We start from the raw sequence: 21344 nt of genomic DNA, 5'->3' as shown, positions 1-21344 counted from the left end.
CCATGAACGTACTTGTAAATATGAAAGGTATCGAGAAGCGGTTTCCTGGGGTCCATGCACTCAAGAATGTTGAGTTTAGTTTGCGTGAAGGAGAAGTGCACGCCCTAATGGGTGAAAATGGTGCCGGAAAATCGACACTGATGAAAATACTTTCGGGTGTTTATGTGCGCGATAGCGGCGAAGTGACAGTTCTCAGTCAGACTGCTGAATTTAGTGGGCCGCGCGAAGCGCAAGATGCTGGCGTGGGAATTATTCATCAAGAACTGAGCTTGATGAACGATCTGACAGTAGCGCAAAACATCTTCATTGGGCGCGAGCCACGAAACGTCCTCGGCATTTTAGATGAAAAACGCCTCAACAAAGATGCTGCTGATATTTTTGAGCGCATGAACGTATCAATGGATGTTCGCGCTGAAGTGGGCACGATGACGATTGCAAAACAGCAAATGGTCGAGATTGCTAAAGCGCTGTCTTACCGGTCGAAAATATTGATTATGGATGAACCGACAGCCGCGTTAAATGATGCGGAAATTGCTGAACTATTCCGTATCATTGAGCAGCTGCGAAACGACGGTGTGGGTGTTGTTTATATCAGTCACAAGATGGATGAGATCAAACGAATTTCAGATCGCATCACTGTTATGCGTGATGGTGAATATGTCGGTACATGCATTAGTGATGAAACATCGATTGAAACCATCATTTCGATGATGGTTGGACGGGAATTGGTTTTAGAAAAAGAACAATTCCCCGATACTTCTGATGCTGAGATTGCTCTTGAAGTTAAAAATCTATCCCGTGGGAAGGTTGTTAAAGATGTCAGTTTCTCTGTCAGAAAAGGCGAAATACTTGGTTTTGCAGGCTTGATGGGGGCAGGTAGAACTGAAGTGGCGCGTGTCATATTTGGTGCCGACAAACGAGATAGCGGCGACATTTATATCGATGGCCGTCGCGTTGATATTGATACACCAAGTGATGCGGTGAAAGCTGGGATTGGATATCTCTCTGAAGACAGGAAGCATTTTGGTCTTGTCTTGGGCATGGACATTCAAACCAATGTGGCCATACCGAGTATCAGCCGATTTGGAGGATTGGCAGGGATTTTAGATGACGCGAAAATAGCGCACACCGCCAAAGACTTTATCAAAAAACTAGATATTCGAACACCATCTGAGCGGCAGGAAGTACGCTTACTTTCTGGTGGCAATCAGCAAAAAGTTGTTATCGCCAAATGGCTGCTAAGAGATTGCGATGTTCTCATTTTCGATGAGCCAACGCGGGGCATCGATGTGGGTGCCAAAAACGAAATCTATAAGATCCTTAAGGAGCTCGCTGCGGCGGGGAAGGCTATCATCATGATTTCTTCGGAGCTGCCCGAGGTTCTAAGAATTAGCCATCGAATTGCGGTGATGTGTGAAGGCCGATTGACCGGGTTTTTACCAGCACATGCATCGCAGGAAGAGATTATGCATCTTGCGACAAAAACAATGCAATCAAATACTAAAAATCAGAAGAAGTGAGTGAAGCTGCGATATGAGTGAGATTTCAAATACATTTTTTGCGAGCTTGAAGCGAAATCAACATCGGTTGTGGGCGTTTAGTGGCTTAATCATCCTTTTGATTGGCTTTAGTCTGGCGTCACCAAACTTTTTTCAAACAACCAATCTTATCTCAATTCTCCAAGCAACGTCGGTGAACGGAGTTTTAGCAATTGCTGCGACCTTGGTCATCATAACTGCTGGGATTGATTTATCGGTTGGAACACTCATGACATTCTGTGCAGTCGTTGCGGGTGTCTTGCTGACCAATTTAGGACTGCCGATCTATATCGGTATACCTGGTGCATTGCTTGCAGGCTTTTTAAGCGGTGCATTGTCAGGTTTTTTTGTCGCTAAGCTTAAAATCCCACCGTTCATTGCAACCCTTGGCATGATGCTTGTTTATAAAGGTCTGTCGCTTGCAATTTGTGGCGGTCGTCCAATTTATTTCAATGACACAGAGGGTTTTTCAGAGATCTCAACCGGTTCAATCATTGGGTATTTTATTCCAGCAATGCCGATACCAAACGGGGTTTTGATCCTATTTCTTGTGGCGATACTTGCGTCTTTTATTTTGACACGAACCATTTTGGGTCGCTTCATTTTTGCGCTTGGCAGCAATGAAGAAGCACTGCGCTTATCCGGTATTAATATCGACCGTTGGAAGATCATTGTCTATTCGCTTGCAGGCGGCATTTGTGCTGTTGCTGGGATTTTGTTGGCATCACGCATTAATTCCGCGCAACCAGCCATTGGGCAGGGTTATGAGCTTGATGCGATTGCAGCAGTGGTGATCGGTGGAACATCTCTAAGCGGCGGTAAAGGTACCATGCTTGGAACCATCATTGGCGCCTTGATCATAAGTGTTGTCGCCAACGGCCTTCGTATTTTGTCTGTGCCGCAGGAATGGCAGATCGTGGTCACAGGATCAATCATCATTATGGCTGTATATGCCGATCAGTTGAGAAGAGGGAATTCGTAATTTGAAGCGTTCTGTAGAGCGCTTTGAACATTCTGCTTAGCTCAGTTTTTATGTCAGTTTTGACAAATCGCCGAGCAGAACCATAGCCGGGGGTCTTTGTTTTATTAGGCTCTCAAACCATGAAAAGGGAGGAACATATGTTCACGAGAAGAACGATTGTTGGATTGCTAGCAGCCACTACACTTGCTTGCAGCACGACTTTATCATTTGCTGAAGACAAGCCTTACATTGCTTTGGTTTCTAAAGGTTTTCAGCATCAGTTTTGGCAAGCCGTTAAAATTGGTGCCGAACAAGCTGCAGAAGAATTTGGTGCGGAAGTCACTTTTGAGGGGCCAGATGGAGAAGGTGCGGTTGACCGTCAGATGGACATGATTTCTGCAGCTATTTCAAAAAAGCCAACAGCTTTGGGTATTGCTGCTATTGATAGTCAGGCGACAGTTCCATTGCTAAAACGTGCCCAGAGTGATGGCATTCCCGTCATCGCATTTGATAGTGGTGTTGCAAGCGACATCCCACTGACAACAGCATCAACAGATAACTTGGCATCTGCGGCTTTAGCTGCTGATAAAATGGCTGAACTAATTGGTGGTGCGGGCAAAGTTGCCATTGTGTCATTTGACCAGACTAGTCAAACAGGTATTGAACGTCGCGATGGATTTGTTGATCAAATCAAAGCGGCTCATGGTGATGTTGAAATTGTTGCGATTGAATATGGTGGCGGAGATCATTTGAAATCTGCTGAAATTACCAAAACTTTGCTTCAAGCTTATCCTGATTTGAAGGGTATTTTTGGAACCAATGAAGGGTCAGCGATCGGTGTTGCTATTGGTAAAAAAGAGACCAATTCTGATGTTGTAGTTGTTGGTTACGATTCTGGTAAAGCACAAACAGATGCGATCCGTGACGGAACAATCGCAGGTGCAATTACACAAAACCCAGTTGGTATTGGCTATGAAGTGGTCAAAGCTGGTATTGCTGCTTCAAAAGGTGAAACACTTGATAAGCATGTTGATACAGGATTTTACTGGTATGACAAATCCAATATCGACGATCCTACAATCAAGGCCGTCTTGTACGATTAATCATAAATAATGGGTTTGGCGAAGTGCCGCCAAACCCAATACTTATCTCTTTAAACGCTGGGAAAATTAAAATGAAGCTGTTGCGATATGGAGCAACGGGCCAGGAAAAACCTGGCTTGTTAGATATGGACGGACAAGTACGAGATTTGTCCGCGCATATAGATGACATTGCCGGGAACGCGTTAAACCCACAATGCCTTAATAAACTGCGCGCGCTCGATGTCTCAGAGTTACCCATCGTCAATGGCGCGCCACAAAAGGACCTTAGATTAGGTGCTTGTGTTGGCAATATTGGAAAATTTATCTGTATTGGATTGAACTATGCCGATCATGCAGCGGAAGCCGGAATGGAAATCCCGCCAGAGCCTGTCATATTTAACAAGTGGACGTCGGCTGTTATCGGTCCTGACGATGATGTGCATATTCCAAAACATTCTTCAAAGACAGATTGGGAAGTCGAGCTTGGTGTCGTAATCGGTTCGACATGCCGCTATGTCAGCGAGCAAGATGCGCTTGCGCATGTTGCGGGATATTGTCTGATCAACGATGTATCTGAACGTGAATTTCAAATCGAACGCTCAGGTACCTGGGACAAGGGCAAAGGTTGCGACACGTTTGGGCCGACAGGTCCGTGGCTTGTCACACAAGATGAAATTGAAGACGTTGATAATCTTTCAATGTGGTGTGAGGTTGATGGAAAGCGCTATCAAAATGGCAACACATCTACAATGGTTTATAAAGTTCCGTTTTTGGTTTCTTATTGCTCTCAATTTATGAGCCTGCAACCGGGCGATATCATATCAACAGGCACTCCGCCGGGCGTTGGCATGGGGCAAAAACCTCCCGTTTATCTCAAGGGCGGTGAACTAATGAAGCTCGGTATTGATGGGCTGGGGACACAAACACAACATGTAATTGGTTGGACCTCATGACTAAAATAATAGATTTGAACACAATTGATGTGAGATTTCCCACCTCAGATTCTTTGGATGGATCTGATGCGATGAACCCGGATCCTGATTATTCAGCCGCCTATGTTATTTTAAAAACGGATGGTGATTTAGAAGGTCATGGTCTGACCTTTACAATCGGACGGGGCAATGAAATTTGCGTCGCAGCCATTGAGGCTCTTAAACCGCTTGTGATTGGTTTGGATATGGATTGGGTTGCAGAAGACATGGGGCGGTTTTGGCGCCACATTACATCTGATAGCCAGCTGCGTTGGATTGGTCCGGACAAAGGTGCTATTCATCTGGCAACGGGTGCTGTGGTGAATGCAGTTTGGGATTTGTGGGCTAAGATTGAGAAGAAACCGGTATGGCAACTCGTATGTGATATGTCACCTGAGGAGCTAGTGCGGTGCATCGATTTTAGATATTTGACGGATTGCATCACACCCGAATGGGCGCTCGAACATCTTTCCAAGCTTGCCAATGATAAACAATCGCGCATTGCTACCCTCAGGGCTGAGGGCTATCCGTGTTATACAACATCTGCCGGGTGGTTGGGCTATGATGATGATAAGCTCCGCCGATTGTGTCGCGAGGCGGTTGATGCCGGATTTAAGCATGTGAAAATGAAGGTTGGCAGAGATCTAGATGACGATATTCGCAGGCTAAAGATTGCGCGAGATGAATGCGGGCCTGATATCAATTTAATGATAGATGCCAATCAAGTTTGGGAAGTGGATGAAGCTATTGATTGGGTCAAAGAGCTTTCTTTTGTCAATCCGTGGTTTATTGAAGAGCCTACTAGTCCAGATGATATTGAAGGCCATCGTAAAATTCGTAATGCAATTAAACCGGTTCAAGTTGCCACCGGGGAGATGTGTCAAAACCGGATCGTGTTTAAGCAGTTGATCATGCGTGGTGCGATTGACGTGGTGCAAATCGATAGCTGTCGTATTGGCGGTATGAATGAGATCCTCGCTGTTATGCTTATGGCTGCGAAATATGATTTAAAGGTATGCCCACATGCTGGGGGCGTTGGACTTTGCGAATATGTGCAGCATCTTTCTATGATAGATTATTTATGCATATCTGGCACTCGCGAGGGGCGGGTCATAGAATTTGTGGATCATTTACACGAACATTTTATTGATCCTTGTGTGATTGAGAACGCAGCTTATATGCCGCCGAATTCTCCTGGATTTTCAATCGAGATGAAGGCAAACTCATTGAGCCAATATCAATTTAGAGGCAGTTAAAATGGATTTAGGATTAGAGAGCAAAGTTGTCATTGTCACAGGCGGTGCTTCAGGAATTGGCGCTGCAATTTCATCTGTATTGGCGCAGGAGGATGCTATTCCCGTTGTTCTCACACGGCGGGAACCAGATCAGGAGTTTAAGGATCGGCTTTTAGACTTAAACTCTAATGCGCAAATCATATTAACGGAACTCACCAATGATGCTGATTGCGAGAATGCTGTTTTGAAAACGGTGGAAAAATTTGGCAGCATCTACGGTTTGGTAAATAACGCAGGCGCAAATGATGCTGTTGGATTGGATGCGGGGCCTGATGCCTTTCGTCGATCCATTGAAAACAACCTAACCCATTATTACACGATGGCGCATCTGTGTTTGCCATATTTGAAACAATCGTCGGGCTCTATCGTCAATATATCTTCTAAAACAGCATTAACGGGTCAAGGCGGTACATCAGCATATTGTGCGGCCAAAGGCGCGCAACTGAGCTTAACGCGCGAATGGGCTGCAGATCTTGCAGATGATGGCATACGCGTGAATGCCGTTATACCTGCCGAAAGTATGACACCATTATATGAACGCTGTTTGGAAAGAATGGGTGAGCCCGATGTTGAGCTTCAAAAAATTCTGAACCGCATTCCCTTGGGTAACCGAATGACATTAACCGAGGAGTTGGCAAACGCAGTTGTGTTTTTATTGTCCGATCGGGCGGGTCATACAACAGGACAATGGCATTTTGTTGATGGCGGATATACCCACCTTGATCGCGCTTTGAATAAAGGTTGACATCAAACTGCGCCGAAAAATTGTAATGATTTCTGTCAGGTTTTAATGAAAATTATGGATGAATATCCATCGCCAAACGACAATCTAGTCTATTTCCTCTCGCAAACTATTTCCGGTCTACTTGTGAGAGAATTATAACACCAATAATTAGTAATAGTATAATTGGTACTATGCCGACGCGCTGACTATCAGATAAGCTGGTAACAAACGCCACTGCAATGGGTCCAGTAAAAGCAGTGCAACGACTTGCCAATTCGTAAATTCCAAATGCTTCTGTCGCTTCTTTTTCCGATATATGTCTAACCAACAGCGTTCTAGATGATGCGAGCGCGGAATTGCTAGCAGCGCCAGCTAAAGCACCCATTGTTAAATAAATAACAGCTGCTGTATCCTCTGAGGTGGTAGTGAAGATAAAAAAGATGCTGTTGGGTGTGACTGATACGACAATTACACAGCACAAGTTCAAAGCTAGAAGTGATACCAATACGATGTTTTTTGCCCCGTATCTTTGATCGAGCCGACCACCAATCCAACCGCCAATTGCGCCAAATAAGATGGCTAAAATTCCAAAAATGCCGATATATAAAACCGATAATTTTAAAACTCCCGCCGCGTATATTCCTCCAAATGCAAATAGGGAACTAATACCATTTCGATAAAAAACAACGGCTAAAAGAAATTTGAAATATGATGGTCTTTTGTGGAGATTGGAGACCGTGCGATAAAGGTTTTTAAGACCTTTTGAAACTGGGTTTTGTTCCCGCTCAATGGGTTTTGAATCAGGTATAAATAAAAATAACGGAATTACAAAAATCATGTACCAAACCGCTGCCAGTATCGGCGTTAAGCGTTCGCCTTGAAGTTCTGTCGGATCAATTCCCAATATCGGGCTCACACCCAGTAGTGTTTTCCCGCTAAAGGGATCTGCAACCATGAAACCAAGTACCAATAGAATAAGGAATAAACTGCCAGTATTTCCGATAGCGACACCGTTGCCAGACAAACGTCCCGCTACATTTAAATCCACAATTTGTGGTATCATTGCATTTGTAAAGGATGTGGCTAGTCGCACGCCAATGAATGCCGACATTAATGAGATGCAAAAAACTGGCATTGGAATATCATGAAATGGTTTGAAAAAATAAAGCGGCAATAATCCACCAACTAACAAAGTTGAAAAAGCCAAAAGCCATATCTTTCGTCGTCCCGATACATCCGCAATGGCGCCTAAAACCGGGGATAAAAGTGCGACGAAAATTCCTGCTGCACCTATCGTGAAGCCCCAAATCTCTTGACCTGATTTGGGTGATGAAGCGACGTTGGCTACAAAATATGGGCCATATATAAAGATAAGAACAAGTGTGAAAAAACCGACGGTTGCGTTGTCGAATAACATCCACGAGATATGAATTTTCTTGTTTTTCTTTGATGTCATGTCCCGGCCCCGCCCGACGAGCTGCTATTCAATAAATTTCACGTTTTGGCTTTACTTTAGCTGGTGAAATGCCAAATCGGGTTTTAAAGGCAGCGGAAAAATTGCTGACATGGTTATACCCTGCTGCATACGCGACTTCCTTTATCGTTGAGTAGCCCAATGTGAGTTCTGTTCTGGCCACATCAAGCCTTGCATTTGATAAGGTCTGAAAGACACTTTCACCGAAGACTTCTTTAAAAGCTATATTCAATCGGCGCGGCGCAATTCCCACCGCTCTTGAAAGCTCACTGAGGCTCGGTGGTGATGATAAATCGCTTAACAATATTTCCCTTGCTTGGTGTGCTACTCGCTCTTCCTTGCTATAAAGGCCAGGCAAGTCACGCAATTTCTCATCGCTTAGAAAAGAAAAATACGATGCAAACATTTGCAGTGCCAATCCTTCTAAGGCCAATTTTTGGATTTTATCTGTAAATAAATTAACACGAAGGATGTCGGACATCTGAAAATAGATGTTTGATGTCGGTAAGGGTATATGAAGGCCCGATGAAAATTCTCCACTTAGCATTGGCTTTAAAGATTTCGGCGGGTCTTGATCAAACCATTCCATCAATCGTTCAGTTGAGCAATTTAACTCAAAACAGTTCACTGTTTCACCCATTGCAATTGTAGAAATTCCACTTGATTTTTTACCCCTTCTAAATAGGGCGACGTTTGCTTCGTTGAAATTAATTGGTGCAAAACCGTTACTTTCAAAACTGCTTTTACCGCTAATATGACAATAGAGTTGAAAATCTGTTTCTGCTGGAGAAATCCCTGCAACTTCAACGCTTTCGGAGGTGCTTAGTCTGCCATGGGAAAGCAAAAAACCATCATCAAAAGCAAGACGTTCCCCGCTTAGTTTAAAACGAGGATTAATGATTTCTACCTTTTCACTTGGCGAAACTTCTATGTCTAATTCAGAGCTTGTATTGCGATCTGAAAGTGGTTTTATTCTGATAACAGCCCCCGTCACACTATTAACAGCCCCGAAACAATAATAATTATTGATACCATTTATCGCAATAAAAAAAATTAGTAATCTTATTTTTTTTGGGACCGGCAAACCATCTTAGTTTGTTATTTTTTCATAAAATAAAGTCATTTGCTCATAGCTAAATGTATAACCGATGCAAGAGAAAAGCTCTTGTATGCAAGATTTCATAAATAATCAGCATTTGATCATAAACTATTCAAAGTCCAAATATTTTTGATTTCGTTATGTATTGTGGGCTGTCTGAAATGATCGGGGTTTGCCCCAATGGCTTCAACAAAAATGCGGAACTTATAGAAAAATGGGTCATAGTAATCTTCTTTTGAATGCAATTTCGAATCTGAAGGATGCAAAATCAGCGGAGGCTGTATTTATAACACTCAAGAAAACGCTTAAGATATTTGGCTCAACACATCTTCTGGTCACTGGGATACCGATGCCGCAAAAGAAGCTCGGGCCATCAATACTTTATTGCGATTGGTTGCATAAGATCCATGGAGCGGATTTTAGACCAGAAACATCTGATCTTATCATTCAAAAAGCCATCGATTGGCCAAGCCCATTTATTCTTAGAAGACAATTTTGTCATTCATCTGGTTTAGCAATCGCTGCTGGGCTTCCTGATGAAGAACGTGATATTTTGGTCATTCCGCATATTTCGAACAGTTTCTTTCAAGGTGTTGTTGTCACAACTATCAGCCCATATCAGGGTATGATTGAAAATAAACAGCTAGTAGGGAATTGTAGGTATGATCAATCGCTTCTCAGTTGCCTTATTGAGTGTTTATTCGCAAAGCTCCGGGAGTTCGGAGCATTAAATAATACACGTGAAGGTGAGTTAACTGCGCGTGAACGTGAGGTGCTGTCACTTTCAGCATTAGGCAAAACATCAGATGAAATAGGCAAGGTCCTGAAAATTAGCGAACGCACGGTGGTTGCTCATATTCAAAATGCGTCTGCAAAATTGAACGCTGCAAATAGAACTGAGTGTGTACTTCAAGCAATCCGTTATAATCAGATTGGTCCGGGCGCAGGCCTTGGCTTCTATCAAATCGAAACAGAGGTATATAAAATTTAAAATGACTCTTGCTGTCTTAGGTTTTTTTCTATTTCTGTTTTGTATTGTTGGTTTTGCGTCACTTCGCAAAAGTGAGAATACCGTCACAGATTATTTCACTGCACAAAGATCAGTTTCTCCAGCGCTTGTCGCTCTATCGGCTATAGCGACAAACCATAGTGGTTTCATGTTTATCGGGCAGGTTGGGTTTATTTTTGAATTTGGACTTCAGGCAATTTGGATCACAATCGGTTGGAAGATAGGAGATTTCTGTTCCTTCTTTTTCGTTCATAGAAAATTCAGGGAGCAAGCTGAACGACGTGCAGCCAATAGTTATATTGATCTAATTAGCAATTGGAATGGGCGTCCATTTATCATTTTTGCAAGAATAGCTTCTGTGGTTTCGTTATTGTTTTTGTGTACTTACGCGGCGGCGCAATTTAACGCAGGTAGTAAAGCTTTGTATGCAATGTTTGATATCAACTATTCTGTCGGGGCATTCATTAGCGCAGCAGTGTTACTGTTGTATTGTCTTAAAGGTGGTATGCGAGCATCAATATGGACGGATTCATTTCAGGCCGTTCTGATTATCATAACGCTCAGCGTGATGCTGTTTTTTGCTATCGACTATGTTGGTGGCGTACATGCGTTTGTTGGAAAAGTTTCCATCATCCCTAATGGTTATGCAAATGTGTTTCCTAATACAGAATTTTTAGATAAATATACGGGCGCTGTTTTCTTTATTGTTGGTTGGATTTTTGGGGGGCTTGGGACCATCGGCCAACCGCACATAATGAGCCGTTTTCTGACACTTAATGACGAACGTAAAATGTGGCTCACGCGTTCCTATTATTATGTGATGTCAATCAGTATTTCTTGTTTGATCATTCCACTCGCACTCAGCACGCGTGTTATATTGGGCGATAATATTTCATTCGATAAAGAACTTGCTCTTCTTATGCTCGCTCAAGAGCTGTTGCCTGATATCCTGTTAGGAACATTTTTAGCAGGTATTTTTGCTGCAACGCTCTCAACCGCTGACTCGCAAATTTTGGCGTGCACATCCTGTATTGCTCACATCCTGCCAAAACAGGGCCAAGACTTGAAAAATATACGCGTGTTTATAATCGTAATTACGATTATTACGTTGCTTCTTGCACTGCTACAGATCGAAAATGTTTTCAATTTAGTTCTGTTGTCTTGGTCGGCATTGGCCAGTGGATTTGCGCCTTTATTGATTGTCTATCTTCTCAAAAATAATCCAAAACAATCAACTGCAATAATCATGTTTTTAGTTGGTATTGCCGCCAGTATTTCCTGGAGTTTTTCGCAATATAGCAGCATCATTTATTCAACAGCTATCGGGATGATTTCTGGCTTTGTTGTTTTCTTGATATTAGAAAAAATTGTTTTCAAAGCGAATAGTCGCGCATCATTCATTGATTAAATCTAAAGCGAAAGCTTATGGGTTTTGTGCCAAGTTTTATGATTTATGAAACTATTGTTATGAGCAATCTCATAACGTAGCGCAATGCTCATCCATTTAGACAATAATTTGCCTATTTTAACGCCCATAACAGATGTTTTAAAGCGTCAGTGTCAATTTATCTCCTGTATTGTAATAAGTTACTAGTAAGTTAGGCGAATTGTTTAATTCCCGATCCGGACTACATTCTCATCAAAAGTGGTCGATTCAATCGAGGATTAAAAAGTTATGTTTAAGACACTCAAAAGCGCGTTGTTAACCGGAACAATGTTCGTTTCTGCAACAGGTTTGGCAACAATATTAAATGGTGGTTTTGTAACACCTGCGCATGCGATCGATGTTGATGCAAATCTTGTAATTGATAACAACAGCAACAGTTCTAACGTCACAGCAATTACAGCCAACGTATCCTCGAACACAAGTATAACTGGAGACGCGACGACTACCGGGTTGGATGTGGGTAACACCACAGGCGGCCTTGTTATTGTGCAAAACGGCGCGGAGCTGACAAATACCACAGCCGCAATTAATTTGGGTAATAGTAGCTCTGCTGGTGGCCAATTAATAGCGATTGGCAAAAACGGAAATAACGATAACGCAACTATCAATAATGATCAGGAACTCAATATTGGTGTGGCTGGTCCCGGAACCGTTTCAATATTTAGTGGTGCAGAATTTAACCAAACCAACAATGCTGTAAATCTGGGTGCGACTGCTAATGCAACCGGCACAATTATTGTCGACGGTACAAGCACGAACCAGGCAACATTCACGACCAATGCTTCTGTTATGGTTGGTGCGACAGGAACGGGTATTATTGATGTAGATGCCTATGGTAGTTTTGAGGTCACTGGTTCTGGTCTTTTAATTGTCGGGGCGCCGAGTGGTACGGGTACGGTTGATGTGGATGGTACGGGTGCTACACTCGAAACACACTCCAACCTTTCCGTTGGTGCTAATGGTGGAACGGGTACTTTGAATATCAAAAATGGGGCTGTGGCAACAACGGCTGGAGTGATTATCGGTGATACCCAAAATTCTAACGGAACATTGCTTGTTGATGGTGGTAGCTTAAATACCAATGTCAACGGTGGTACCCATGGCCTGACTATTGGCAGCAACGCAACGTCTACCGCGACTGCCACTGTGATGAACTCCAGTTCTGTTGCGGTGTCAGGTTCATTAAGCGTTGCTACATCCAGCACATCAGCCACGTTGAATATTAACAATAGCTCGGTAACGGTACAGAACGGTTTCACGGTTGGCAATAATACCGGGGCTAACGGGACAGTGACAGTGGCAGGTGGAGGTACCTTGTCGACAAATATAAGCACTGGGACTACCACCCTTGGAGGAAGTCAGGGTTCGACTGGTACTGTATTCGTGGATGGGGCAGGCTCAACATGGGATGCCAACGGAAAAACGGTTTATGTTGGTAGCGCTGGCGATGGTACTATTACAGTCAGTAACGGTGGTGCCCTTCAAAATGTTGGTACTTTGACGCTTGCTGCCGTTGCGAATAGCACGGGTACATTAAATATCGGTGCTGATAGTGGTTCGGCTGCTGCGGCGGCGGGTACTGTGTCAGCTAGTGGTATTAGCGGTGGATCAGGTGATGGAACGATCCAGTTTAATCACACCGACACAAATTACGATTTTTCATCGAGTATTTTTGGTGATATTGATATCGTTCACAACGCCGGTGATACTAATTTGACGAGTATTGTCCAAAGTGGTTACACTGGTCGTATAATTGTAAATGGTGGTACTTTGAGGCTCAATCCGAGCTTCAGTACAATTGCAAATGCTGCATCAATTATTGCTCAAAATGGCGGTATCATCGGTGGTGCAGGTACGATCAATAGACTGACTGCGCAAAATGGCGGCATCATTGCGCCTGGTAACTCTATTGGTACATTAACTGTAACAGGTAATGTTTCATTTGGCGCTAATTCAATCTATCAGGTTGAAGTCGATGATGCAGGCAACAGCGATCTGCTAGATGTGGGTGGCACTCTGACCATTGATCCAACCGCAACCGTAACAGTGTCTCCAGAAAATGGTACGGATGATGGCTCTACATATACAGATGGTCAGGTGTATACAATCGCTACGGCAACGGGTGGGGTGACCGGTACATTTGCTTCTGTGAGCGAAAATTTCGCATTTTTGAGTGCAACACTGGGCTACACAGCCAATTCTGTGACGGTCACTCTTAGCCAAGCGGCAAGTTTTAATACAGTGGCAACAACATCTAACCAGACAAACATCGCAAATGCGGTTGAGGCGTTGGGCAATTCCAACGAAATCTATTCTGCGCTCTTAGGTCTTTCCGCATCGCAGGCTCAAACTGCTTTCGATTCACTTTCCGGTGAAGTCCATTCATCTATAAAAAGCGCCTTAATCAATGATAGTCGTTATTTGCGTCAGGCCTCTCTTGAGCGCACTGATCTCGATTTGGCAGAAGGAAACTATGCCTGGGGACAGGCTTATGGTGGTTTTCAAACTCTTGGAAGCAACAGCAACGCGGCAGATACAGATGTAGCCTCTGGTGGGCTTATTGCAGGTCTTGATAGCGTGCAAGATGATTGGCAGGCGGGTATTGCGATCCAGATTGGCCGTTCGAATATTTCGGTTGGCAATGGTAGGTCAAGCGATGCTGATAGCTCAGATTACGGCATTGGTGCCTATGGCGCGGTAAACCTTGATCAGTCAAGATTGGCATTTGGTGCGTCATTCATTTCTCATGACATTGAGACAACAAGAAACATTTCCGTTGGGTCGCTATCACAGACGCTAACGGGTGATTATAGTGCTGACACCACGCAAATTTTTGCAAAGTGGAGTACAGAGCTAACGACAGATGCGGGTATCTATACGCCGTTTGCTCAAATCGCCCATGTTAGTCATCATTCTGATGGATTTTCAGAAACCGGAGGAAGTGCAGCACTTTCAAGCGCGGGTGCTTCAACCGATACCACGTATACTGTGCTTGGGGTGAGCGCGGATCGTGATATCACATTAGACAATGGTGCTGCTGCAAAACTCCACGGTAAGATTGGTTGGCAGCATGCATTTAATACAAGTGCAATGACGGCATTGTCTTTTGCGGGTGGTAATTCATTTGGTGTTGAAGGTTCTTCAATTGCTGAAAATGCTTTGGTGCTAGATGCAGGTATGGATGTTAATGTGAGCGATACGACAGTCCTAGACTTCAAATATTCAGGTCAAATTGGTTCTGGTGGAAGTCATGCTCATTCGTTCAGCGCTGGTTTAAGTGTGAAATTTTAAGTCGAAAATCGTTAGAGGGATATCCTGTGTTTTTAAGAATGATTTCGATTTTTACATCAACTTTGCTCAGGAGAGGCAGAAAACTAAGAGGTATTTTAGCTCTTGTATTCCTCGCAGTCCCCTGCGTTACTCCGATTGAAGCTTTAGCGCAAAATAATAAGACGTTGCCGGGTGGGGCAACGTCTTTGAAAGAAGCACATAGTGATTGGGAAGTTGTCTGCCAATCAGGTCAATCGGACCAGATACTTTGTGCCATGTCACAGCAGGTATTTAACAGTCAAACAAAACAACGTTTGATTGGATTAGAATTTAGCCCAAAAGGTGATGGAATTATTGAGGGGCTTATTGTGCTGCCGTTTGGACTAAAATTACTCGACGGCGTAGAACTCTCGTTGGACGATAATTCCAAGTTTATGAGGCTTGATTTTTCGACATGTGTGCCTGGTGGGTGCATTGTTCCAATCAGGCTCGCACAACAATCTGTCAATGCCTTCAAGCTAAGCGGCGAATTGGTGATTTCTGCCTTAAGAGATGGCGGTGAACCAATTGAATTCAAAATATCGCTCAAAGGATTTACAAGCGCACATAACAGACTAACCAGCTTAATGTGAGCTATTTAACCTGTTGCTCATTGTAAATTTTCGCCATGTATAGACGATGCATGGTGGATGGCTGAAACCCAGATTTGATTGAGCGTTGGCACCATGGGCCAAAAGCTGTATGTCGATTTTAAAAAAATTGACCTCTCCATTCGCGCTCTTAGCGGTCGTATCTTTTTCAATAAATGAGCATGGTGTTCCTGGTAGTATTCGGACTTGCGACACCAGGATTTTGAATGATGAGTTTGTTTGTCCAAAAAGTACCGATTACAAATTCAATAATTTGAGTTCTGTTCTGCGCTATTGCCCCTATCAGGCAGACGAAGGGTAGTGGCAAGCTACTTTTTGGCCGCGTATGTGCTCAACTAGCTCGGGTCTTTCAACAGAGCAAAGATCCGTTGCAATTGGGCATCTGGTGTGGAATGGGCAGCCAGTTGGTGGATTTATTGGGCTCGGCACATCGCCCGTCAAGATCAAGCGTTCGCGATGCACAAATGGATCAGGTATTGGAACAGCGGATAACAGAGCTTTTGTATACGGATGAGAAGGTGATGCAAAAAGGATATCGCGATCCGCAATCTCCATGATCCTGCCCAGATACATCACAGCAACTCGGTCGCTCAGATGTTCGACGACAGCGAGATCGTGCGAGATGAAAAGGATTGCAAGACCGAGGTCGCTTTGCAGTTGCATCAATAGATTAATGATCTGAGCCTGTACCGAAACATCGAGCGCTGAAACCGCTTCGTCGCAGATGATGATGTCAGGATTAGATGCGAGGGCGCGCGCAATACATAGCCGCTGGCGTTGGCCACCGGAAAATTGGTGCGGCATCCGGTCCATCACATCTGGCGAGAGCCCGACAGTTTCTAACAATTCCGCAACGCGTTCCTTGCGTTCGGTACGGTTTCCCACGATTTGGTGGCTGCGTAAGGGTTCTGACACTAAGGCTTCAACGTTCATACGAGGATTGAGACTTGAAAAAGGGTCTTGGAACACAATGTTGAGACGCCGGCGGAATGGCGCCAACTTGGCTTCAGGCAGTGTGTCTATACGCTGTCCATCCAGCGTCAACTCGCCCGATGTCAAATCAAGCAATCGCGCAACGCAACGTCCAACCGTCGATTTGCCACATCCTGATTCACCGACCAGCGACAGCGTCTCTCCGGCCCTTATTTCGAAGCTGACACCATCTACCGCTTTGACATGATTGACGGCTCGCCCAAGTAGTCCGCCAGATATTGAAAAGTACTTCTTGATATCAAGTGCACTGATCAACGGTACGAGGTCTTTTTCAGGTTCAGTCATTCGTCTGCTCCAACTGGAGTGTTGGCAAAGTGGCAAGCTACAATATGGTCAGTAGCCTTGACCTCAAGCGCTGGGTTGATCCGCCTGCAGACATCCTGAGCATGCGGGCATCGTGGTGCAAAGACGCAACCAACTATTGGTTTGGTTAGATCCGGAACACGACCAGGTATCTCTGCTAGTTTGCCCGCTCTGCGATTGCGGACCTGACCAAGTTTGGGCACAGCATTTAAGAGCCCCTGTGTGTAGGGATGCAGCGGACTGGCGAAAAGGTCAGCAACACTTGCTTCTTCGACCTTCCTTCCAGCGTACATAACCAACACGCGTTCTGCGAATTCGGCCACTACTCCAAGGTCATGGGTGATCAGTAGGATTGCGGTGCCGGTCTTCTTTCGCAGATCGCGCAATAATTCCATAATCTGCGCCTGGATGGTAACATCTAACGCAGTTGTTGGCTCATCTGCGATCAACAGCGCAGGATCGCAAGCAAGCGCCATGGCTATCATTGCGCGTTGGCGCATGCCACCTGATAACTGGTGTGGATATTCGTCCACCCTGATCTGGGGTGAGGGTATGCCAACAAGGGTCAACATCTCAATGGCGCGTTCGCGGGATGCCCGCGCATTCGCACCAGTATGCAATCGCACCGCTTCGCCGATCTGCTTTCCGATGGTAAAAACCGGATTGAGTGAAGACATCGGTTCTTGAAAAATCATGCTAATCTCACCGCCTCTAAGGCGGCGCATTTCTCGTTCTGAATATCGTGATAAATCAGCATCGCGATATATGATCTTTCCTGCGATTTTGCCCGGTGGCGTCGGTAGAAGGCTTAATACGGACAATGACGTTACCGATTTGCCACAACCGGATTCGCCCACGATCGCAAGCGCATCCCCTTTGTCGATTGAAAAAGACAGGCCGTCCACCGCGCGGTTCACTCCGCTGTCGGTTCGAAAATGGATCTGAAGATCTGAAATATCAAGCAGGGGCATAGTTAAACCTGTTTCGCAAGACGTGGGTCGACCGCGTCGCGCAACCCGTCGCCAAGCAGGTTGACTGCAAGCACTGTGATCGAAAGAAAGATTGCAGGAAAGAAAACAATGTTTGGCTTGACTTGCCAAAGTGCGCGACCTTCGGCCATGATATTTCCCCAGGAAGGGATCGAACTGGGTAATCCGGCGCCGATGAAGGATAGGATTGCCTCAGTAATCATTGCTGAGGCGCAAATATATGTCGCCTGCACCGTGATTGGCGCGAGGGTATTGGGTAAGATATGTTGCCTGATAATGCTAAACTTGGAGGTGCCGCAGGCCACCGCTGCTTCAACATAGGCCATTTCGCGCACCGTCAAAACAGCCGAGCGGGTTAGCCGTGCAACGCGCGGTATCTCAGCCAAGGTGATCGCAAGGATGACATTGAAAATCGATCCGCCGCGCAAAAGTGTCATGAGGGCAATTGCCAAGAGAATGGAGGGGATTGACATCATTCCATCCATAATTCGCATAATAATCCCGTCTGCCAAACGTGTGAAACCGGCCGCGAGTCCGATGGCCATACCAACCACCGAGGCCAGAATTGCAACGCCTAGGCCAACTATCAGCGAAACTTGCGCGCCGTAGATGCTGCGCGAAAATATATCACGCCCCAGCATGTCGGTTCCGAAATAGGCTTCGGATGATACGGGCTGAACGCGTTGTGCTGGGTTGAGCGCAGCGGGGTCTGCGGTGGCAATCCAAGGGGCAAAAACAGCCATCATGATAACCGCTACCAATAGAGCACCACCTAACCACATTGTGGGCTGCCGCTGGAGGCTTCGTACTATGCCCGAGCTCGTCGATGGTGCGTTCAAAATCGCTGGCATCTCGCGGGCAGCGTGGAATTTCGTTGAAGTGTCAGGTTTTTGGGTCAATATCTGATCCTCGGGTCAATGACGGTGTAGCTAAGGTCGATCAGCAGGTTGATTAGAACGTAAACGAAGCTGAAGATTAGGATCACTGCTTGTATAATCGGGTAGTCACGACGTAAGATCGAATCCACAATAAGTCGCCCCAGACCAGGCAGAGCAAACACGCTTTCGATCACAACGGCACCACTTATCACAAGCGTAATACCGATCCCGATAACTGTTACAATTGGCACCGATGCATTGCGTAACGCGTGGATGAATAAAACAGCCCGTTCGGGCGTCCCTTTACCTCGGGCAGTCCGGATATAGTCCTGTTGTAGAACCTCCAACATTGTAGCACGTGTAATACGAGCGATGATCGCGATATAGAATGTTGCCAGTGTGAAAGCTGGCAGAATAAGATTAAGCAACCAGGGCCATACGCCGTCGCTAAATGGTGTGTATCCCTGTACGGGAAACCAACCAAGTTGCAGTGCAAATACCCAGGCCAAGACGTATCCGATCACGAAAACCGGAACAGAAAATCCCAATACTGCAAACAGCATGATCACGCGATCAGTGATGCTCCCATGTTTCCATGCAGCTAGTACACCCAGTGGGATTGCGATCAGTATTGCGATCAACATGGTAACAAACATGAGCGACAATGTAGGCTCTACACGCTGTAGTATCATGGTAGAAACTGGCAACTGGGTGAAAATGGATGTCCCGAAGTCGCCTTTTAAAACGCCTGCCGACCATTCGAAGAACCGCACAGGAAAACTCCGGTCCAATCCTAGTTCGGTCCTGATCTGCTCAATCTCAGCCTGTGTTGCCTGATCACCCGCCAAGATTGCTGCCGGGTCACCAGGAGTGATGTAGAGCAAGCTAAAGACGAAGAGCATCACAAATGCCACCACAGGAATAGTGGCGAGGATGCGTCGTATGATATAGCGGGTCATATGATGCGTTCAACTTTCATGCGTTTTGCGAAAGATCTGCTACTCCTATTGTAGCAGATCATCGCACTTTTTCGCTAGATCACCCGCGCTGGATGTTCCAGAACATTTCCACTGACCCCTGAAGTACACCCTGAAGATCCGCGCGAACTGCACCGGAGCTATATGACAAGCCCAACGGTAGAGTGGGTACTTGATCCAGCGCGCGCTTTTGGACGTCGAGATAAATCGCGGCCGCATCGGCTTCATCTGAGGCGCCCAGCCAGTCGACGACCAATTGTTCCATTTCTGCATCCTCATACCAACCCCACCAGCCGCTCTCGCCCAGACCACGGGTTGTCGCATTTGTTGCCGGGTTATTGATGGATATGGCAGGCCAATTTGTTGCTGCAATATTCCAGCCACCATTTTCTACCGTTTCTTTAGACACGCGCCGTTGAACTACCGTGCCCCAGTCGGTTTCCACTAAATCAACATTGAAGCCAATTTTTGCGAGCAAGTCGGCGATAAGCAGGCCGTGAGGGTGGATGGTAGCAATGTCGGTCGGGTTTAAGATCACAACCGGTTCACCCTGGTAGCCCGCGTCCATGACTGCCTTTTTCGCAGCCTCTATGTCGAGTGATCCAAGAATACCTTCTCCAACCTGTTCTACTCCAGGTGTTCCGCATGGGAAGAGTGCTAAACATTCCTCTCGATCCTCGGGATTAGTCGCCACTGATTGCAAGAATGGCACTTGATCCACAGCTTTAAGAACTGCGCGGCGCAGCTCAACATTATTGAACGGCGCAATCAAATGGTTAAAGCGGACAACGTGAAGCAGTCCGAATGGATCGGTTCTATGCAAATTGACATCCGGGTGGGCTGCAAGAACGGGCTGCAAGTCGGGCAAGACTGTACCCAGCCAATCAACTTCTCCTGCCTGGATAGCCGCCAGCGCTGTTGCTGCGTCTGGGATGATTTGCCATTCAAGCCGATCAAAATTGACTCGTTTGCCACCCGAGGTCCAATTGGCCGGTTCGTTGCGTGGGATATAGTCCGCAAATTTTTCATAAACGACACGGTCACCTGAGACATATTCATCAGCAATAAACTTGAACGGACCGGAGCCTACCATTTCGGTGATCTGCGTCTGCGGATCGGTCTGTGCCAAACGCTCAGGCATCATCATTGCTGGGCGAGAGTGCGGTTTACCGATTGCATGAAGTAAAGGACCAAAAGGTTTGGTAAGTTTGATGACAATCGTTTTGTCATCAGCATAACCGAACGAGTCAGTTACTGCATTCAAAGCCTGGCCGAATGGATCGCGTTGTGCCCAGCGGGAGAGGCTGGCAGCGCAGTCTTGTGCCCTTACTGGTTCACCATCGTGGAATGTCAATCCGTCACGCAAAGTAATACGCCATTCAAGTCCATCATCAGAAACCGTATGGCCTTCGGCCATCTGCGGTTTAGGGCTTTGTTGTGCGTCTACGCCATAGAGTGTGTCAAACACGCAATACCCGTGGGTGACCGACACCGCGGCGGGTGTGAATATCGGGTCCAGCACTGTTAGATTACCGGAGGGGACATATTTTAATACCGAACTGCTGCCCGATTGACCCAAGGCGGGGATGGACAGAAGCGGAGAAGCTGCTGCTGCCCCTAATATTGTACGACGTTTAATCATTTTTCTTCATCCTATTTTATTTGCATTTGTCTTGGTCTGCTT

The 21344-nt window shown here is 45.6% G+C and carries 17 protein-coding genes; 10 read left to right on the top strand and 7 right to left on the bottom strand.

Annotated features, from left to right (window positions below):
• Nucleotides 1-2: 2 nt before the first annotated feature.
• The 6 genes from ACZ1GZ_RS00545 (at nt 3) to ACZ1GZ_RS00520 (ending at nt 6592) form a co-directional block, all read left to right on the top strand.
• Nucleotides 3-1520, top strand: coding sequence for a sugar ABC transporter ATP-binding protein (locus ACZ1GZ_RS00545; protein ID WP_472666482.1), 1518 nt, complete (start codon nt 3-5; stop codon nt 1518-1520).
• A 13-nt stretch (nt 1521-1533) separates the two neighbouring features.
• Nucleotides 1534-2520, top strand: coding sequence for an ABC transporter permease (locus tag ACZ1GZ_RS00540; protein WP_472666481.1), 987 nt, complete (start codon nt 1534-1536; stop codon nt 2518-2520).
• 137 nt (nt 2521-2657) lie between these two features.
• Complete coding sequence (locus ACZ1GZ_RS00535; protein ID WP_472666480.1) at nt 2658-3602, top strand: substrate-binding domain-containing protein; 945 nt, start codon at nt 2658-2660, stop codon at nt 3600-3602.
• Nucleotides 3603-3673: 71 nt separating this feature from the next.
• Complete coding sequence (locus tag ACZ1GZ_RS00530) at nt 3674-4534, top strand: fumarylacetoacetate hydrolase family protein (RefSeq protein WP_472666479.1); 861 nt, start codon at nt 3674-3676, stop codon at nt 4532-4534.
• Nucleotides 4531-5808 carry an L-fuconate dehydratase gene (locus ACZ1GZ_RS00525; RefSeq protein ID WP_472666478.1) on the top strand — a complete coding sequence of 426 codons (1278 nt, stop codon included), beginning with the start codon at nt 4531-4533 and terminating at the stop codon, nt 5806-5808. The genes ACZ1GZ_RS00530 and ACZ1GZ_RS00525 overlap by 4 nt, the downstream gene beginning before the upstream one ends.
• A 1-nt stretch (nt 5809) precedes the next feature.
• On the top strand, nt 5810-6592 hold the full coding sequence (locus tag ACZ1GZ_RS00520) for an L-fucose dehydrogenase (protein WP_472666477.1): 783 nt from the start codon (nt 5810-5812) through the stop codon (nt 6590-6592).
• A 106-nt stretch (nt 6593-6698) separates the two neighbouring features.
• Here ACZ1GZ_RS00520 and ACZ1GZ_RS00515 read toward each other — a convergent pair whose 3' ends face one another.
• Nucleotides 6699-8027 carry an MFS transporter gene (locus tag ACZ1GZ_RS00515; RefSeq protein WP_472666476.1) on the bottom strand — a complete coding sequence of 443 codons (1329 nt, stop codon included), beginning with the start codon at nt 8025-8027 and terminating at the stop codon, nt 6699-6701.
• 28 nt (nt 8028-8055) lie between these two features.
• On the bottom strand, nt 8056-9039 hold the full coding sequence (locus tag ACZ1GZ_RS00510) for a helix-turn-helix domain-containing protein (RefSeq protein ID WP_472666475.1): 984 nt from the start codon (nt 9037-9039) through the stop codon (nt 8056-8058).
• Nucleotides 9040-9358: 319 nt separating this feature from the next.
• Here ACZ1GZ_RS00510 and ACZ1GZ_RS00505 point away from each other — a divergent pair, with 319 nt between their 5' ends.
• From ACZ1GZ_RS00505 to ACZ1GZ_RS00490, 4 genes are all read left to right on the top strand, one after another.
• A complete protein-coding gene (locus ACZ1GZ_RS00505) occupies nt 9359-10135 on the top strand; it encodes a helix-turn-helix transcriptional regulator (RefSeq protein WP_472666474.1) in 777 nt (258 codons plus the stop codon).
• 1 nt (nt 10136) lies between these two features.
• Complete coding sequence (locus ACZ1GZ_RS00500) at nt 10137-11561, top strand: sodium/proline symporter (protein ID WP_472666473.1); 1425 nt, start codon at nt 10137-10139, stop codon at nt 11559-11561.
• Between the two features lie 267 nt (nt 11562-11828).
• Nucleotides 11829-14891 carry an autotransporter outer membrane beta-barrel domain-containing protein gene (locus ACZ1GZ_RS00495; RefSeq protein ID WP_472666472.1) on the top strand — a complete coding sequence of 1021 codons (3063 nt, stop codon included), beginning with the start codon at nt 11829-11831 and terminating at the stop codon, nt 14889-14891.
• A 38-nt stretch (nt 14892-14929) separates the two neighbouring features.
• A complete protein-coding gene (locus ACZ1GZ_RS00490; RefSeq protein ID WP_472666471.1) occupies nt 14930-15502 on the top strand; it encodes an invasion associated locus B family protein in 573 nt (190 codons plus the stop codon).
• Nucleotides 15503-15802: 300 nt separating this feature from the next.
• On the opposite strand, the gene ACZ1GZ_RS00485 is transcribed toward ACZ1GZ_RS00490, so the two are convergent.
• The 5 genes from ACZ1GZ_RS00485 to ACZ1GZ_RS00465 form a co-directional block, all read right to left on the bottom strand.
• Nucleotides 15803-16798: an ABC transporter ATP-binding protein gene (locus tag ACZ1GZ_RS00485; RefSeq protein ID WP_472666470.1), complete on the bottom strand. Its 996-nt coding sequence runs from the start codon at nt 16796-16798 to the stop codon at nt 15803-15805.
• Complete coding sequence (locus ACZ1GZ_RS00480; RefSeq protein ID WP_472666469.1) at nt 16795-17787, bottom strand: ABC transporter ATP-binding protein; 993 nt, start codon at nt 17785-17787, stop codon at nt 16795-16797. Before ACZ1GZ_RS00480 ends, ACZ1GZ_RS00485 begins: the two co-directional genes overlap by 4 nt.
• Before the next feature lie 2 nt (nt 17788-17789).
• Nucleotides 17790-18656, bottom strand: a complete 867-nt coding sequence (locus tag ACZ1GZ_RS00475) for an ABC transporter permease (RefSeq protein WP_472668199.1) — start codon at nt 18654-18656, stop codon at nt 17790-17792.
• A 44-nt stretch (nt 18657-18700) separates the two neighbouring features.
• Nucleotides 18701-19642, bottom strand: coding sequence for an ABC transporter permease (locus ACZ1GZ_RS00470; protein WP_472666468.1), 942 nt, complete (start codon nt 19640-19642; stop codon nt 18701-18703).
• 79 nt (nt 19643-19721) lie between these two features.
• On the bottom strand, nt 19722-21302 hold the full coding sequence (locus tag ACZ1GZ_RS00465; RefSeq protein ID WP_472666467.1) for an ABC transporter substrate-binding protein: 1581 nt from the start codon (nt 21300-21302) through the stop codon (nt 19722-19724).
• Between the last annotated feature and the right edge of the window lie 42 nt (nt 21303-21344).

The organism is Lentilitoribacter sp. JB5-8 (genome assembly GCF_055693385.1).
This window is presented reverse-complemented; position numbering and strand designations above follow the sequence as displayed.